Genomic DNA, 16,633 nt, shown 5'->3' on the forward strand with positions numbered 1-16,633 from the left:
ATTTAAATAAAATTCTCAAGAGAACGAGCTTCTATTCACTTTCTCTTGAGAATTTATCTAAAACCTAATGATCTGAAGCTTCTCCTACTCCAGCTGGTATTCTTACACTTTCAACCATTTCTTGAACTTCAAGTGGAGGTTCTGGTGTAAACTTACTTATCACTATCGAAACAAAGAAGTTAACGAACATAGCAACAGATCCAAAGCCCTCCGGAGAAATACCAAACCACCAATCTTCTGAGGTACCTCCTCCAAAAAAGTCAAATTTGAATTTCAACATATAAAATAACATCAGACATATTCCTACTACCATACCTGCTATTGCACCCTCTTTATTCATTCGCTTATAAAATATACCCAAAATTATAGCTGGAAAAAAAGAGGCTGCGGCTAAACCAAATGCTAGAGCAACAACTGCTGCCACAAAACCTGGTGGATTTATACCAAAATAACCTGCTACAACTACAGCTGCTACAGCTGCTAAACGCGCAGCGACTAATTCTGCTTTATCAGAAATATCTGGTTTGATCATTTTCTTGATAAGATCATGAGAAACGGAAGAGGAAATCACCAATAAAAGTCCAGCAGCAGTGGATAATGCAGCAGCTAAACAGCCTGCCGCCACAAGAGCGATAACCCAGTTAGGTAAATCTGCTATTTCTGGATTAGCTAGAACCATTATATCGCGATCTACATAAAGCTCATTTTTGTTGCTTGAAGGGTTTTCAACTAAACGTTCTCCGCTTTTGCCTCTTTCATTTTCTGAAAATATCGGAATTCCTGTTAAGGCATCACCGCCTTCTTTAGCAGCCCCTAAATATTGAATTTTACCATCGGAATCCTTATCTATCCAAGCGAGTAAACCCAAGTTTTCCCAAGTCGTAAACCATTTTGGCATTTCGGAATACTTTTTCTCGCTTACTGTTTCTATTAAATTAAGTTTTCCAAAAGAAGCAACAGCGGGAGCTGTAATGTATAAAATTCCAATAAACAGCAATGCATATCCTGCAGATTTTCTTGCATCTTTAACCCGTTTAACGGTAAAGAATCTTACGATAACATGAGGTAAACCAGCAGTACCTACCATTAAGGCAAGAGTAATTGCAATAACATCTATTAAATCTTTAGACCCTTCAGTATAAGCACTAAAACCAAGTTCCTGACTTAAACCATCTAGCTTGTCTAGCATGAAAGTGTCTGGTTGACTCGTCAGCGTATCTCCCATCCCAAACATTGGAATAGGATTTCCTGTCGCTTGAAAGGAGATGAAAATTGCAGGAACCAAAAAAGCAAAAATCAAAACACAATATTGAGCGACTTGGGTGTAAGTAATCCCTTTCATCCCCCCTAAAACGGCATAAAAAAGGACTATAATCATCCCAATGATGACTCCTGTTTCAATTTCTACTTCCAAAAATCTTGAAAAGACAACACCTACTCCACGCATTTGGCCAGCGATATAGGTAAAAGAAACAATCAATGCACAAATAACAGCAACAGATCGAGCTGTTTTTGAATAGTAACGGTCTCCTATAAAATCAGGGACTGTAAATTTTCCAAATTTTCTCAAATAAGGAGCTAGCAATAGGGCTAATAAAACAAAGCCACCTGTCCAGCCCATCAAGAAAACAGAACCATCGTACCCCATGAATGAGATAATACCAGCCATCGATATGAAAGATGCCGCAGACATCCAATCTGCAGCAGTAGCCATGCCATTTGCTAAAGGCGAAACCCCTCCGCCAGCAACATAAAACTCTTTAGTTGAACCCGCTCTGCTCCAAATCGCTATTCCGATGTACAGAGCAAATGAAACGCCAACAAAAATATAAGTAAGTAATTGAGAATCCATAGTTTATTTATTTATCGTATCCGTATTTTTTATCTAATTTGTTCATTAACCTTACGTACACAAATATCAATATGATGAATACGTAGATAGACCCTTGTTGTGCGAACCAAAAGCCAACATTGAAGCCTCCTATCTGAAATTGGTCTAGCCAGTCTTTAAAAATTATACCTGCTCCATAGGATACTAAAAACCAAATGGGGAGTAGTATAGCAAGATATTTGAGGTTTTCTCTCCAATAAGCGGAGGCGTGTTTCTGTTTGTTGTCAGTTTGTTTATCCATAGTTATAAGTATATCATAGCCTGAAGGCTAAGGGTGTTCTGGTTTATAGTTCCGAATGATTCTGATTTGTACTCTAAAGTTAATTTTGAATTATGACCATTCAGATAGGCGTTAATCCCCAATCCAAAAATAGTTCTATCCTGATCTGAAGCATCTATAAAAGTATAGTTATAGGAAACGTAGGGTTGAAAACGAGTTGTAGATTTTGCACTTGGCAAAAGATAGCCAAAGTGTCCGTAAAGCATTTCGCCAGAAGAATAGGGTCCTAAAAAATAATTGGTCCCATAGTCATTGGATTGGAAAACGGCATAACTTGTCAAAGAAGCTCCATTTTCTCCTATGGGAGCGTCATAAAATAAATCTGCAGCAAAAAGGTTCACATTCTCACCAACAGATTGATTTTCTTTAACGATAATGGCACCATTTGGATGATGGAAAAACCCTGCACCTACATTAAAAATACGCTCAGTACCTAAGTAAGTCCCTACTTTATAGGGGAGGAAGTTGGATTCCAGATTGTGGAAATTATATGCAAAATAACCTGTGTACGTTTTTCCAGCTTCAGCAGTCCCCAAAATATTAGCACCTTGGTAAACTGCATTTGTATCAGATAAAGGATTGGTGTCTAGACCATTCACAATTGCTTCATTGATTGCAACGTTATATTGAAGCTTTCCAAAATTACCTTTAGCAAATACACCAACATGCCTGGCAAACTGGTCTGTAAGTCCTAAAGTAGCCCAAGACGATCTATTGTTATCTAATGTCATCAAATTCAAAGTGCTTTGAGAGTTCAATCTCGACAAACCGTTCCAATAATGAAGTCCTCCTCCAACAGTGATCTGATCTGAAATATCGTATTGTGCCCAAGCTTCATGCATAAAAACTTGAGGAGCACCATCGGCTCCTAGAGGATCCATATTCTGAGCATTCAAGCTATTAATACCAATGTGAGTTAGAATTAGGAAGTCTTTTGCTAGTTGACCATAAACGAGTAATCGTGCACGTCTTAATTGAAATGAAACATCGGCTTGGTCGTCTGGACGAGAGTCTGAAAAATTAGCTTGCGTTTGAACCCAAGTTAAAATTCTAACATACTTGTTATCGTTGTCGTCAAACTTAATTTTAAATCCTCCCTTATAATTAGGTGAGCCTTGAGAAAATGCACTGTTGCTAAAAAATAAAGCTAATAATGCGAAGAGTGTAATATAATGTCTCATTATGTGTCAAGTTTTTAATTTTTTAAACTTTTTATTGCTAATAACTTGGCACGAACTTCAAATAATAAATCTGTTAATTAAAATTAAATATATATTTTTGGTAACTGGTATAGCTAATCTTTAAATCGCTCCCATTTTATGATCATGAATTTGTCTCCAAGTTCAGTGACAATAACACCAGATCCCTTTGTATTCTCTGGTAGAGAAAAGTAATTTCCGAGTTCGCTTTGACTCAAAATTTTGTAGGTAGGATGAAAATCTAAATTCTGAACTTTTTGAATGTTATACTTCTTAACCCAGTTCATCACGCTCACATGAGAAATTCCTAAAATGCGTTCAATTTCACGATAAGTGAGCCCTTCCAAATAAAGCTGAAGCGCTTTAGTCACATAATACTGATCAATTTTTTTTCCCAATTTATTAACAGTAAAAAAGTAATTGCATGATTTACATTTATAGCGTTGACGCTTATTGACAATGCCACTTTTCACTATTTTATCAGATTGACATTGAGGACAAAAATCCATATATATTAATTTTGCATAAATATATCAATTTAGCAAAATATTATTACGAAATTATCTATAAATAAAAAACCCAAAAGTCGATAGATCGGCTTTTGGGTGATGCGTTTTTGATTTAATTTTTTTTTTAGATAAGATCTAAAATTGAGTCAACTGCTGGATAGCGTTCAACAGTGAATCCTTCTCCATGTTCAGTGCCTATGATTCGACCTAAATTTCTAGCTCTGTAAGTCACACTGTCAATGAAATTAGAGCTTGAAATTGGAGTGTTTGGTTCGTTGCTACCTTGATCAAAAAATTGAGTTTTGTAAGCTTTTACACTCTCTAGCTTCTTCTCCATAAAACCAGAAATATCTACAACGAAATCTGGCTCTATATCGTACCACTGTATATAATGATAAATATGTTTTGGCCTCCATTCCTTTTGAAAGTTGCCTTCATAAATCGTTTCAATCTTTTTTAAGCCACTTAAAAAACAGGCATCACTCACAAGTCTGCTTCCTTTCCCATGATCTATATGTCTATCATGTATAGCATTACACAGGATAACTTCAGGTCTATACTTGCGCAAAATTTTGATAATTTCTAATTGGTGAGCCGTATTATTTGAAAAAAAACCATCACTGAATTCCAGGTTTTTCCTCATCCTCACTCCAAGAATTTCAGCAGCATCTTTGGCTTCTTGGTCGCGCGTTTCTGCAGTTCCACGAGTTCCAAGCTCACCACGGGTAAGGTCTAATATCCCAACTTTTTTTCCTTTTTCAACTTCTTTAGCTAAGGTGCCAGAGCAACTCAACTCTATATCGTCTGGATGTGCTCCTATTGCTAATATATCTAATTTCATAATTTACTTTTTCGTCAATTGTTTAATCTTAATGTTGAAAGCTGCAAAAATTAGAGTGACAAATGGGCTCAAATAGTTAAAAATCGCATAAAAGAAATAATCCGCTACAGGAACTCCAAGTACTCCACTGTGATACGCTCCACAAGTGTTCCAAGGAATTAAAACAGAAGTCACAGTTCCAGAATCTTCTAAAGTTCGGCTTAAGTTTTCAGGGGCTAACCCTTTTTTCTCATAAGCTTTGGCAAACATTTTCCCAGGGACAACAATGGCCAAATACTGATCAGAGGCGGTTAAATTCAAAACTAAACAACTAGTAACCGTACTAAAAAACAAACCAAAAATAGATGTAAATAAATTCAAGAGGGCTTCACTTATTCTTTCCAAAGCTCCAATCGCATCCATAATTCCACCAAATACCATGGCACAGATAATCAACCAAATAGTCCCTAGCATGCCAGCCATTCCACCAGCAGAAAATAAGTCTTGTAAAGATTTGTTTTCTGAAGGGATGGTAATTTCCACAGTAATTGCATTTATAATTCCTCTATAAGCGGTTTCAAAGTTTAAGGCTTCCCCTCCTCCAATCATTTGAACGAGATCTGGCTGAAAAATAAGTGCAGATCCAGCAGCTAATAATGTTCCTAAAAGCAATGCAATAAGTGGAGGTGTCTTTTTTATAATTAAAGCAATCACTATAACGGGAACTACAAATAGCCATGGAGTGATGTTAAAAGAGGCGTCAATAGAATCCAGGATTTCTTCAGGATTGGTTTGTCCAGAGGTGTCTAAATTAAGACCTATAATAATGAAAGCAATAAGGGTAACTATTATTGTAGGAACTGTAGTTAAAGTCATATACCTAATGTGAGTAAACAAATCTGTACCCGCCATGGCAGGAGCCAAATTTGTCGTATCACTCATAGGAGATAGTTTATCGCCAAAATATCCGCCAGAGAGGACAGCCCCAGCAGTCATGGCGACCGATACTCCAAGCGCTTCAGCTATACCAATTAAGGCAATCCCAACGGTCGCCGAAGTCGTCCAACTACTCCCTGTTGCGATCGAGATCACTGAGCAAATTACCACGGTAGCTGCCAAAAATATAGTAGGGTTTAAAATTTGCAATCCATAGTATATCATTGTTGGAATAATACCACTCAGCAGCCAGGTTCCAGCGAGTGCTCCAACCATCAGTAAAATAAGAATAGGCTCGACGGTCGCCTTAATATTCTTAGCCACATCCTCTATCATCACTTCAAACTTAACCCCTTTCACAACACCAACAATAGCGGCAACGGCTCCACCCATCAATAAAATGAACTGATTAGAACCTCCTAAGGAATCATCTCCATATATAAATACATTGTAGGCAAGCATACCTATTAAAGCTATAATTGGGACAAGGGCTTGCCAAATACTTAATCTTATCTTGGAATTGGACTGAATTTCTTCAGTATTGTTTGAAGCTTCACTCATGTTTAGAATTTAAAATGAACGTAATGTTACAATTTTGTGACTTATTTCACAATAAAAAAGTAGAGTTTTATCAACATTAGATAATCAATAGCCTTGTTTTCAACGGGTTGTTTATTTTTCTAGTCTCGTTTTCTTAATGTATTTCTAATTTGCGTCAAGCTATCAAAAACAAAATCACTATCAATAATTTAACAAGGTTTTCTAGCCTAGTAATTGTCCTTTAATGAAGAAGGTGTAAATTTGTAATACTTTATTTTGAAACTAAAATTCGTAATATGAATACATACGATGTAGCCGTAATCGGCTCTGGACCTGGAGGCTATGTAGCAGCCATTCGCTGTGCACAATTAGGCATGAAAACCGTCATTATTGAAAAATATGCAACCAAAGGTGGAACTTGCCTTAATGTAGGCTGTATACCCTCTAAAGCTTTGCTAGATTCTTCACATCACTACGAGGACGCCATAAAAAACTTTGAAGAACACGGGATAGATATTTCTGGAGAAGTCAAGGTCAATTTGGGAAATATGATGAAACGTAAGTCTGGTGTTGTGGATCAAACCACCAAAGGAATTGATTTTCTAATGGAAAAAAATAACATAGAGTCTTACCAAGGTATTGGATCTTTCAAAGACAAAACACACATCATCATTACTGATGGTGCGGGTAAGGAGACTGAAATTGAAGCTAAAAACACCATTATCGCTACAGGAAGTAAGCCTTCTAGCTTACCTTTTATCGATATTGACAAAGAACGAATTATCACCTCTACCGAAGCTCTTTCCTTAAAAGAAATTCCAAAACACCTCATTATGATTGGTGGTGGAGTGATTGGTCTTGAGCTAGGACAAGTCTATAAAAGACTAGGGGCAGAAGTTACTGTCTTGGAGTATATGGATCGCATCATACCTGGCATGGACAAAGACCAAAGCAAGGAATTGATGAAAGCCATGAAAAAACAAAAAGCTAAATTCATGCTTTCTCATAAGGTGAAATCCGTCGAGCGCAACGGAGATGAAATCACGGTGAAGGCTGATGATAAAAATGGTAAAGAAGTTGAATTTAAAGGAGATTACTGCCTAGTTTCTGTTGGAAGACGACCTTTTACTGACGGTTTAAATGCCGATAAAGCTGGCATTGAAATCAATGAAAATGGGAAGGTAAAAGTGAATGAGAAATTACAAACGACGGCAGATAATATTTATGCCATAGGAGATGTCATTGAAGGCCTAATGCTTGCTCATAAAGCTGAGGAAGAAGGCACATTCGTCGCTGAAGTCATCTCAGGTCAAAAACCACACATCAACTATAACCTTATTCCAAATGTGGTTTACACTTGGCCAGAAGTAGCTTCTGTCGGTAAAAACGAAGAACAACTCATTGAAGATAACATCAAGTATAACACTGGTAAATTCCCGATGCGTGCGCTAGGAAGATCTAGAGCTAGTGGAGATGTAGACGGGTTTGTAAAGATTTTTTCAGATAAAGAGACAGACGAAGTTCTCGGAGTACATATGGTTGGCGCCAGAGTAGCCGATCTTATCGCAGAAGCAGTGACAGCTATGGAATTCCGAGCGAGTGCAGAAGATATAGCCAGGATGAGTCACGCTCACCCAACCTATGCAGAAGCTGTAAAAGAAGCAGCGCTTGCCGCGACAGGCAATAGAGCTTTACATATTTAAACCTTCCACAAGGATCAAACTAACCGGTATAGAAATATATCGGTTTTTTTTATTCTGATTTTGTTAGCGTCAACCTCAAGTTTGAAGACAGGAAGCTTCTAGCTGTTCTTGATTTAAAGCCCCGTCCTGAGTAAACGTTAATTTCAATAGCTGTAACTTTGGTTTATATATTAATCATCTGAAGCCTTTTTAAAAAATGAAAATAGCTGGTATAGATTCCTGTCCATTGGGCTGGATTGTGATTTTACAAGACCAAAACAAATTTTCTAGTTTGGCCGTCACTCAATTTTCAGAATTGATCGCTTTACACTCCGATCTAAAACGTGTATTTATAGATATTCCCATCGGTTTATCTTCTGAAAATTTCTGTAGAACGGTGGAAAGCTCTATGCGAAAGCAATTGGAAAAAAGAGCATCTACGATTTTTACACCAGCCTGCCGAGAGGCTGTTTATGCCAAAAATTATGACGAGGCTCGTGAAATCAACAAAAGGGTTTTAGGAAAGAGCATCTCTATTCAAAGCCATAATATTTCTAAAAAAATAAAAGAAATCGATCAGTTTTTTCAGAAAAAATCAAACGCCTTAGAAATTTATGAAAGCCATCCTGAAATTGATTTCAAATACTTAAACGGATCTAAGGTAATCAGCTCCAAAAAGTCTACTAAAGAGGGATTCCAAGAGCGTTTTCAACTTCTCATAAGCTTGGCTCCTGAACTCGAAGACCTCTATCACTCTATCACATCTACGTACCCAAAATCGAAAGTAAAACCAGACGATATACTCGATGCAATGGTTCTTTGCCTCTCAAATTCAAAAAGTGAAACAAACAAACTAAGGTTTATTGAAGATGAAAACCATACAGATGCAAATGGTATTTTAGTAAAAATCGCTTATTAGCTTATTGTCCAGAAATAATTTCCTGAAAGATAGGTTTAAACCCGCTCAAAAAGAATTCTATAGCGATCACCATAACGATAAGGCCCATTAAACGCATCAGTACATTATTTCCTGTTTGCCCTAATAGTTTTATAATTTTGCCCGCACTCAAGAGGATAGCTAGCGTAATACCAAGAACTACAATAATAGCTCCAATTAGCACGGCTTGCATTTCTACCGTTTTAGCATCCTCCATCATCACAATGGCATTGGTAATAGCTCCAGGACCACATATCATAGGGATAGCCAAGGGAGTAATAGAAATGTCGTTAACATAGGTTTTAATCTCCGACTCTTGAACTTTCACTTTACCAAGTCTAGCCTGCAACATATCCATCCCCATCAAGAGAAAAATAATCCCTCCTACTACTCTAAAACTGTTCACCGATATTCCAAAAAATTTAAATAGGATCTGACCAGTAAATGCAAATATAATAACGGTCACAAAAGAGGCTAATATTGCTTTTTTGGCTGTAGCTTTTCGACTTTCTTTATCCAATTCAGAAGTCATCGTCATAAATATGGGCATCACACCTAAAGGGTTTATGATGGTAAAAAAAGTAGTGAACGAGAGAATCCCAAAGGCTATCAATTCTGTCATTAGTAACGAATTAAGTTAAATTTAAAGTCCTGCAAAAGTATTTTGAATTTTCTGATTTTCAATACGTATAATTCAAACTTTAAGTTACGTTTTTTACTCAAATCTTGAAGAGAAAAAAGTTTGACAAAAAACTTTAAAAAATGTGCTTTTTTTTCTTAAAAACAGTTAACGAAAACGATTGAAATCTATACTTTTGTCGAAACTTTAAAAATCAATTCTTCCAATGACTCCATCACAAGTATACGAAAAGGAACTTTCTTTTCAAGCAGACCGAAGACGCGCTTCTGTAAAGTTTATCAGTATTGTTAACGATTTATGGTATGAAAAGTCTATCGAACTCGTTTTATTTAAAAATTCTCTTATCAATAAAAATGTTGGAGAAATTTTAAAGCTCCACGAATACGCTGGCGCATTTGTCAATAAGCCTATTTCTATTTTCGATTCTACAGAAATCGCAGAGGGGATAAAAAACCTTCATCAACCCCCCTCCAAATTAGACATTGGAAAACTGACTTTTGAATATCTTCAAAATGAAAACGAAGATCAGGATGTGATGAGTTTTCTTTCCAATAAACTGAAAAACTCTCAAAATTTTAATGCGATCACACCCAAAGATGTTGTGCTTTACGGTTTCGGAAGAATAGGACGTCTGGTCGCTCGTGAACTGATGGCCAAGACTGGTAAAGGAAATCAATTAAGGCTAAGAGCTATAGTTACCCGAGGAAAAATCACTCAGGATGTTTTAGAGAAAAGAGCTTCATTATTAAGAAACGACTCTATTCACGCCGATTTTAACGGAACCGTCCGTGTAGACCTAGAAAATTCTTCCCTTATAATTAATGATACTACGGTAAAAATAATTTCTGCTCAGCAACCAGAAGATATAGACTACACGTCCTATGGTATTCAGGACGCTTTAGTCATTGACAACACTGGTGCTTTTCGAGATAAGGAGGCTTTAGAAAGACATTTGACTTCTAAAGGAGTTTCAAAAGTTTTATTAACTGCTCCGGCCAAAGGAATTCCTAATATCGTTCATGGCGTCAACCATAAGGAGTATGATCCCAAAGAACACTCTATCTATTCTGCGGCCTCTTGTACTACAAATGCCATTACTCCAATCTTGAAAGCCATAGAAGATAGCTTTGGCTTGGAACATGGTCATCTAGAAACTATTCATGCTTACACCAATGATCAAAACTTGGTGGATAACATGCACAGCAAGTACAGAAGGGGCCGAGCAGCAGCTCTTAACATGGTAATCACAGAAACCGGAGCAGGAAAAGCAGTTGCTAAAGCCCTTCCTCAATTGGAGGGTAAACTAACATCTAATGCCATACGAGTTCCAGTGCCCAACGGTTCTTTAGCTATATTAAATTTAAATTTAAAGAACAAAGTCACTAAAGAGGAGCTAAATTCTAAAATAAAGGAATACGCTCTTAATGGTGAACTCGTGGAACAAATCAAATATTCTATAGATAATGAACTCGTCTCTTCTGACATTATTGGAGTTTCCGCCCCAGCTATCTTCGATAGCCATGCGAGCATTGTAGATGAAAACACCAATTCTGTAGTTCTTTATATTTGGTATGACAATGAATTTGGATATAGCCATCAAGTCATACGTTTGGCAAAATACATTTCTGAAGTCAGGCGATTCACCTATTATTAGTATCCCATAAAAATCCTTGAACTCCAAGGATTTTTATTTTTGATATTGATTTTATTAGATGCATTTTAAATACTTTTGCTTTAAAATCAAATTAGTATGAAACCCTTATATCTTTTAGCTATTGCTTTTTTTTGCACAAGCCTATCTTTTTCTCAAAACAAAGAGAATAAAGAACAAGACCAGCAACCTTCAGCAATAAAGAATCTTGAAACTTTAGTAGATAAATCTAATAATTACCAGCAATACAAGGTTGTAGAAAAAGTTGAAATCAATGCTGCGATTAAGAACGTTTTTACTGCTTTTGATGTATTAAAAACAGATATCTCTAGTCTAAAAGACAGTATTCAATCTCAAGACAAACAAATTCAAAGTTTAATCACAGAAGTATCTGGCCTGAATAAAGAATTGTCTGGTCTTCAAAACAAAAAAGATGAAATTGTATTTTTAGAGATGCCTTTAACAAAATCAAATTATAAAACGATAACGTGGTCTATCATGGCCGTTCTCATTATTTTGTTATTCTTATTTATTTTTAAATACAACAGGAGTAATCTTCTTACCAAAGAAGCTAAGCAGAATTTAAAAAATCTAGATGCAGACCACGAAAGTTATAAACGCATCTCTTTAGAAAAGCAACAGAAATTGGGAAGAGAACTTCAAGACGAAAAAAATAAAGTTCAGAAATTGAGTAAGGGCAATCAAAAATAATGGCCAAGACCGAAGATTTTTATGAATTTTTGACTGAAGATACCGATGCTAGAATTTGCGAATCCATTCCGGACGACCAATGCACACATCTTCCAAAAAACTTCATATTAAATATTTTTAATGGTAGCCTTACTAAATTTGCAGAAAAATTAATAAGTCCAGGGCTCACTCTACCTTGGATATTAAGCTTTCTTGGAGCACCACTTTTTCTTATCGGTATGTTGGTCCCTATAAAAGACATAGGTTCTCTTTTGCCACAGCTTTTTGTGAGCGGAAAGATAAGAGAAAAACAAAAACGAAAACCGTATTGGGTTGCTGCTGGATTAACTCAAGGCTTATGTTTACTTGTTTCAGCGATCTTACTTGCCTTTATCGATAACCAGGCCTTCGTAAGTTATGCTATTGTCTTCTTATTACTTCTATTTAGTATAGCTTCAGGAGTTGGCTCTGTAAGCTTTAAAGACGTAACTGGAAAAACTGTCCCCAAAGGAGAAAGAGGTCAAATGTTGAGTTATAGATCTACATTTGGAGGGTCTCTAGCTCTTATTGCTGGAGGCTCTTTAGTATTTTTTCTAAAAGGAGAAGATAGCAAGTGGCTATACGTTGGCCTATTTGCTTGTGCTGCCGCACTTTGGATTTTTGCCTCAATTTTATTTTCAGATATTAAAGAACAACCGGGGTCTACAGAGGGAGGAAGAACCCCTTTAGAAGAAATAAAAACTGGAGCTTCCCTATTAAAGAAAGATTCATCGTACAGGAATTTCATCATTACCAGAGCATTGTTAATGGCCATTCCTCTATTAGACCCATTTTTTATCCTGCTTGCAAAAGATGTAAGCAAGGGAAACTGGAACTATTTAGGCTATATCATTGTCATTGGTAGTCTAGCACAAATAGTAAGTAGTCCTATTTGGGGGAGATTGGCAGATAGATCTAGTTTACAGCTTATGAGAATTTCAGCTGGCTTGTCTATATTGAGTATTTTATATGCGCTGGTTTTTGTTTATTTTGATAATGAAACCCTCAATTTTTACTATTTTATGCCAGTCTTATTTATTAACGGCGTTGCTTATTCTGGAGCAAGATTGAGCAGAAAAACGTACATAATAGACTATGCCCCAGAAAAAGAGCGGCCAACATATGTCTCTGTTGCAAACACATTAATTGGATTATTTACCATAGTAGCTGCTTCATTCGGCCTTATTGCAAAACATTTTGGACTAGCCTATCAATTTTGGTTTTTCCTTTTACTTTTGGTCGCCTGTATAACATTGAGCTACAAACTCAAAAAAGTTTAAGAAATGCGAATAGATATTATTACTGTAGTTCCGGATTTGCTAAAGAGCCCATTTGAGGCTTCTATCCTAAAGAGATCCATTGAAAAAAAACTAGTAGAAATCCATATTCATAATCTCAGAGATTATACCACTCTCAGTTATAAACAGATTGACGATTACCAGTATGGTGGCGGTGCAGGAATGGTGATGATGGTGGAGCCTATCGACAAATGCATTTCTAAATTGAAAGGTGAAAGAGATTATGATGAAGTCATTTACCTCACCCCAGATGGAGAAGTCTTAAACCAAGCCATGGCAAATACGCTCTCCCTAAAAGGGAACTTAATACTGCTTTGCGGCCATTATAAAGGAGTAGACCAACGCGTAAGGGAGCTCTTTATCACAAGAGAAATCTCTATTGGTGACTATGTCCTTTCTGGAGGAGAGTTGGCAGCAGCAGTCTTGTGTGACAGCATCATAAGACTTATCCCTGGAGTACTTGGAAACGAAACCTCTGCTCTAACCGATGCTTTTCAAGATGATTTGCTATCTCCACCCATTTATACAAGACCTTCAACCTACAAAGGATTGGAAGTTCCAAAGATTTTATTAAGCGGACACCAAAGAAAAGTCGACGAATGGAGAGATGAAAAAGCCTTAGAAAGAACCAAAGAGCTCAGACCAGACTTATTGAAGGAAGATTAAATTTAGATTTGCATAAAACGATTTTTTATGTATTTTTGCAATCGCTAATTCAACCTCTGACGAAATGCGTGAATGTTGGTTTAGGTTATATTAAAACCCAATACAATGGATTTAGTAAAATTTGTACAAGACGAATTTGTAGAAAAGAAAGATTTTCCAGAATTTTCTGCTGGTGATACTATTACAGTATACTACGAAATTAAGGAAGGTCAAAAAACACGTACTCAGTTTTATAAAGGAGTCGTGATTCAGATTAAAGGACCTGGAGTATCAAAAACCTTCACTATTCGTAAGATGAGTGGAACTGTAGGAGTTGAGAAGATTTTTCCAATTAACATGCCTGCTATTCAGAAAATTGAAATTAATAAAAGAGGGAGTGTTAGACGCGCTAGAATTTATTATTTCAGAAACCTTACTGGTAAAAAAGCAAGAATTAAAGAAAAAAGAACAAACTAGTTTATTTTTTCGATCTTTAAAAAACCTTCTATTGAATTCAATAGAAGGTTTTTCAGTTTTTAACAGCCTTATAACCCTCTCCGCAAGGTTTTTAGATTTCAAATCTTTATATTTGAGGGTTAAACAATTTCTAAATATAAATTATAATTCATGGAAGAATATAGTACAAAAATCATCTATACAAAAACAGATGAAGCGCCAGCTCTAGCCACCTACTCTTTTTTACCAATTATAAGGCGATTTACAGAAAGCGCCGGTATAAATATACTGTCCAAAGACATCTCTCTGGCAGCAAGAATTTTGACTAGTTTCAGTGATTACTTAACTGAAGAACAAAAAGTTGATGATAGCTTAACTTATCTTGGAAAGTTGGCCAAAACTCCAGAAGCAAACATCATTAAGCTTCCAAACATAAGCGCTTCTGTTCCACAACTAACCGAAGCTATTAAAGAACTACAAGACAAAGGCTACAAAATTCCTAGCTATCCTGAAGATCCACAAAATGACAAGGAAAAAGATGTAAAAAATAGATTTGCAAAAGTCTTGGGAAGTGCGGTCAATCCTGTCTTAAGGGAAGGTAATTCAGACAGAAGAGTGGCTGGTCCCGTAAAAGAATATGCTCAAGATCATCCTCATAAATTGAATGAATGGAGCAAAGAGTCTAAAACCCATGTTTCAACAATGAAAGATGGAGATTTTTATGGAAGTGAAAAGTCTGTTGTTCTTACCTCAGAAGATGATGTGAAAATTGTTCATACAGATGCTAATGGCAACCAAACTGTCTTGAAGGACAGCACAAAACTTGAGGATAAAGAAGTCATAGATTCTTCTGTCATGAGTAAAAAGGCCCTTCGTGAATTTTTGGATGAAGAAATTAAGGACGCCAAAGAAAAGGATGTTTTGTTTTCTGTACACTTGAAAGCAACCATGATGAAAGTTTCAGATCCTGTAATTTTTGGTCATGCTGTAACCGTTTATTTTAAAGAGATTTTCGATAAATACAAATCAGAATTTGATCAAATTGGTGTAGACCCCACCAATGGATTGGGAGATGTTTATACTAAAATCTCTAAACTTCCAGAAGAAAAAGCTAAAACCATTATCAAAGAGCTTGAAGACGTATATGCTAGTAAAGCGGATTTAGCGATGGTAGACTCTTCAAAAGGCATCACCAATTTGCATGTCCCAAGTAATGTTATTATTGATGCTTCTATGCCTGCCGCTATAAAAGCTGGGGGTAAGATGTGGAATAAGCATAATCAAACTCAAGACATGAAAGCTGTTATACCAGACAGAAGCTATGCTGGAATATATCAACAAGTGATTGATTTCTGTCAAAAACATGGAGCTTTTGATGTGACTACCATGGGTAATGTTTCCAATGTTGGATTGATGGCCAAAAAGGCGGAAGAATATGGATCTCATGACAAAACGTTTATCATACCTAAAGAGGGACGTGTAGAAGTTTTAGACCGTAACCATAAAGCTTTAATGACTCATGATGTTAAAGAAGGTGACATTTGGAGAATGTGTCAAACCAAAGATCTACCTATTAAAGATTGGGTAGGCTTAGCAGTTAAAAGAGCGAAAAAAACAGGGAACCCTGCTGTTTTTTGGTTAGATGAAAATAGAGCTCACGATGCAAATCTTATCACTAAGGTTAATACGTATTTAAAAGACCTTGATTTAACTGGTTTGGATGTGCAAATCATGAGTCCAGAAGAAGCGATGCAATACACGCTAGAGAGAGTAAAAGACTGTAAAGACACTATCTCTGTAACGGGTAACGTCCTTAGAGATTACTTAACAGATCTTTTCCCCATTCTAGAATTGGGCACAAGTGCAAAGATGCTTTCTATTGTTCCATTACTTGCTGGTGGAGGATTGTATGAAACTGGCGCTGGTGGATCTGCCCCAAAACATGTCCAACAATTTTTAAAAGAAGGCCATTTAAGATGGGACTCTTTAGGAGAATTTTTAGCTCTTGCAGTCTCTATTGAAGATATTGCAGACAGAACCCATAATGCAAAGGCAAAAGTTATTGCCAAAACATTGAATAAAGCAAATAGTCAATACTTGAAAAATGATAAATCTCCCTCCCGAAAAGTCAATGAAATAGACAATAGAGGAACACATTTCTATTTAGCTTTATACTGGGCAAAAGAGCTTGCTGATCAAAGTGATGATGCGGATTTGAAATCTGAATTTGAAAAAGTAGCTAACTTCTTGGAGGAAAATGAATCTAAAATCAATGATGAGTTACTAAAAGCTCAAGGTCAGAAAAACGATATCAACGGATATTACTTTCCAGATGAAGATTTAGTCACCAAACAAATGAGACCAAGTTCAACATTAAATTCAATTATTGATACTCAATAGTTGAATTGGAATTTTTAATA

The 16,633-nt window shown here is 36.3% G+C and carries 15 protein-coding genes and 1 pseudogene; 8 read left to right on the top strand and 8 right to left on the bottom strand.

Annotated features, from left to right (window positions below; all coding sequences use genetic code 11):
- Positions 1–64: 64 nt before the first annotated feature.
- The 7 genes and pseudogenes from CXF67_RS06375 to nhaC form a co-directional block, all read right to left on the bottom strand.
- A complete protein-coding gene (locus tag CXF67_RS06375; protein WP_102087989.1) occupies positions 65–1,852 on the bottom strand; it encodes a sodium:solute symporter family protein in 1,788 nt (595 codons plus the stop codon).
- A 7-nt stretch (positions 1,853–1,859) separates the two neighbouring features.
- A complete protein-coding gene (locus CXF67_RS06380; RefSeq protein ID WP_102087990.1) occupies positions 1,860–2,132 on the bottom strand; it encodes a DUF4212 domain-containing protein in 273 nt (90 codons plus the stop codon).
- Positions 2,133–2,134: 2 nt separating this feature from the next.
- Positions 2,135–3,352 carry a hypothetical protein gene (locus CXF67_RS06385; protein ID WP_102087991.1) on the bottom strand — a complete coding sequence of 406 codons (1,218 nt, stop codon included), beginning with the start codon at positions 3,350–3,352 and terminating at the stop codon, positions 2,135–2,137.
- A 113-nt stretch (positions 3,353–3,465) separates the two neighbouring features.
- Positions 3,466–3,768 carry a terminase gpP N-terminus-related DNA-binding protein gene (locus tag CXF67_RS06390; protein ID WP_180957910.1) on the bottom strand — a complete coding sequence of 101 codons (303 nt, stop codon included), beginning with the start codon at positions 3,766–3,768 and terminating at the stop codon, positions 3,466–3,468.
- 21 nt (positions 3,769–3,789) lie between these two features.
- A pseudogene (locus CXF67_RS19295) lies at positions 3,790–3,879 on the bottom strand (transposase-like zinc-binding domain-containing protein); the annotation flags it as partial.
- Positions 3,880–4,003: 124 nt separating this feature from the next.
- Positions 4,004–4,720: a bacillithiol biosynthesis deacetylase BshB1 gene (gene bshB1, locus CXF67_RS06395; RefSeq protein WP_102087993.1), complete on the bottom strand. Its 717-nt coding sequence runs from the start codon at positions 4,718–4,720 to the stop codon at positions 4,004–4,006.
- A gap of 3 nt (positions 4,721–4,723) precedes the next feature.
- The gene (gene nhaC / locus CXF67_RS06400) at positions 4,724–6,196 is read right to left on the bottom strand and encodes a Na+/H+ antiporter NhaC (protein ID WP_102087994.1); all 1,473 of its coding nucleotides are present in this window, start codon (positions 6,194–6,196) and stop codon (positions 4,724–4,726) included.
- 275 nt (positions 6,197–6,471) lie between these two features.
- On the opposite strand from nhaC, the gene lpdA reads away from it, so the two are divergent.
- Complete coding sequence (gene lpdA, locus CXF67_RS06405) at positions 6,472–7,878, top strand: dihydrolipoyl dehydrogenase (RefSeq protein WP_102087995.1); 1,407 nt, start codon at positions 6,472–6,474, stop codon at positions 7,876–7,878.
- 196 nt (positions 7,879–8,074) lie between these two features.
- Positions 8,075–8,776, top strand: coding sequence for a DUF429 domain-containing protein (locus tag CXF67_RS06410; RefSeq protein ID WP_102087996.1), 702 nt, complete (start codon positions 8,075–8,077; stop codon positions 8,774–8,776).
- A 1-nt stretch (position 8,777) separates the two neighbouring features.
- Here the strand turns inward: CXF67_RS06410 and CXF67_RS06415 are convergent, their stop codons facing one another.
- Positions 8,778–9,416 (bottom strand): MarC family protein, encoded by a 639-nt coding sequence (locus tag CXF67_RS06415; protein WP_015025538.1) that lies wholly within the window; start codon positions 9,414–9,416, stop codon positions 8,778–8,780.
- Between the two features lie 223 nt (positions 9,417–9,639).
- Between CXF67_RS06415 and CXF67_RS06420 the strand changes: the two genes are divergently transcribed.
- The 6 genes from CXF67_RS06420 to CXF67_RS06445 all read left to right on the top strand — a co-directional run bounded on the left by CXF67_RS06420 (position 9,640) and on the right by CXF67_RS06445 (position 16,613).
- Positions 9,640–11,088 carry a glyceraldehyde-3-phosphate dehydrogenase gene (locus CXF67_RS06420; protein ID WP_102087997.1) on the top strand — a complete coding sequence of 483 codons (1,449 nt, stop codon included), beginning with the start codon at positions 9,640–9,642 and terminating at the stop codon, positions 11,086–11,088.
- A gap of 96 nt (positions 11,089–11,184) precedes the next feature.
- On the top strand, positions 11,185–11,796 hold the full coding sequence (locus tag CXF67_RS06425; RefSeq protein ID WP_102087998.1) for a hypothetical protein: 612 nt from the start codon (positions 11,185–11,187) through the stop codon (positions 11,794–11,796).
- Complete coding sequence (locus CXF67_RS06430; protein ID WP_102087999.1) at positions 11,796–13,094, top strand: MFS transporter; 1,299 nt, start codon at positions 11,796–11,798, stop codon at positions 13,092–13,094. The genes CXF67_RS06425 and CXF67_RS06430 overlap by 1 nt, the downstream gene beginning before the upstream one ends.
- 3 nt (positions 13,095–13,097) lie before the next feature.
- Positions 13,098–13,778 carry a tRNA (guanosine(37)-N1)-methyltransferase TrmD gene (trmD, locus tag CXF67_RS06435; RefSeq protein WP_102088000.1) on the top strand — a complete coding sequence of 227 codons (681 nt, stop codon included), beginning with the start codon at positions 13,098–13,100 and terminating at the stop codon, positions 13,776–13,778.
- A 105-nt stretch (positions 13,779–13,883) separates the two neighbouring features.
- Positions 13,884–14,234: a 50S ribosomal protein L19 gene (gene rplS / locus CXF67_RS06440; RefSeq protein ID WP_015025533.1), complete on the top strand. Its 351-nt coding sequence runs from the start codon at positions 13,884–13,886 to the stop codon at positions 14,232–14,234.
- A gap of 150 nt (positions 14,235–14,384) precedes the next feature.
- Positions 14,385–16,613 carry an NADP-dependent isocitrate dehydrogenase gene (locus tag CXF67_RS06445; protein ID WP_102088001.1) on the top strand — a complete coding sequence of 743 codons (2,229 nt, stop codon included), beginning with the start codon at positions 14,385–14,387 and terminating at the stop codon, positions 16,611–16,613.
- The last annotated feature ends 20 nt before the right edge of the window (positions 16,614–16,633 follow it).

Source organism: Psychroflexus sp. MES1-P1E, from assembly GCF_002836055.1.
GTDB lineage: Bacteria > Bacteroidota > Bacteroidia > Flavobacteriales > Flavobacteriaceae > Psychroflexus.

Excerpts from the sequence above, each read along its gene's own strand:
- CXF67_RS06425 (WP_102087998.1), top strand. The coding sequence starts at position 11,185 with ATGAAACCCTTATATCTTTTAGCTATTGCTTTTTTTTGCACAAGCCTA.
- CXF67_RS06375 (WP_102087989.1), bottom strand. The coding sequence starts at position 1,852 with ATGGATTCTCAATTACTTACTTATATTTTTGTTGGCGTTTCATTTGCT.
- CXF67_RS06380 (WP_102087990.1), bottom strand. The coding sequence starts at position 2,132 with ATGGATAAACAAACTGACAACAAACAGAAACACGCCTCCGCTTATTGG.
- bshB1 (WP_102087993.1), bottom strand. The coding sequence starts at position 4,720 with ATGAAATTAGATATATTAGCAATAGGAGCACATCCAGACGATATAGAG.
- trmD (WP_102088000.1), top strand. The coding sequence starts at position 13,098 with ATGCGAATAGATATTATTACTGTAGTTCCGGATTTGCTAAAGAGCCCA.
- CXF67_RS06430 (WP_102087999.1), top strand. The coding sequence starts at position 11,796 with ATGGCCAAGACCGAAGATTTTTATGAATTTTTGACTGAAGATACCGAT.
- CXF67_RS06420 (WP_102087997.1), top strand. The coding sequence starts at position 9,640 with ATGACTCCATCACAAGTATACGAAAAGGAACTTTCTTTTCAAGCAGAC.
- CXF67_RS06385 (WP_102087991.1), bottom strand. The coding sequence starts at position 3,352 with ATGAGACATTATATTACACTCTTCGCATTATTAGCTTTATTTTTTAGC.
- nhaC (WP_102087994.1), bottom strand. The coding sequence starts at position 6,196 with ATGAGTGAAGCTTCAAACAATACTGAAGAAATTCAGTCCAATTCCAAG.
- CXF67_RS06415 (WP_015025538.1), bottom strand. The coding sequence starts at position 9,416 with ATGACAGAATTGATAGCCTTTGGGATTCTCTCGTTCACTACTTTTTTT.
- rplS (WP_015025533.1), top strand. The coding sequence starts at position 13,884 with ATGGATTTAGTAAAATTTGTACAAGACGAATTTGTAGAAAAGAAAGAT.
- CXF67_RS06410 (WP_102087996.1), top strand. The coding sequence starts at position 8,075 with ATGAAAATAGCTGGTATAGATTCCTGTCCATTGGGCTGGATTGTGATT.
- lpdA (WP_102087995.1), top strand. The coding sequence starts at position 6,472 with ATGAATACATACGATGTAGCCGTAATCGGCTCTGGACCTGGAGGCTAT.
- CXF67_RS06445 (WP_102088001.1), top strand. The coding sequence starts at position 14,385 with ATGGAAGAATATAGTACAAAAATCATCTATACAAAAACAGATGAAGCG.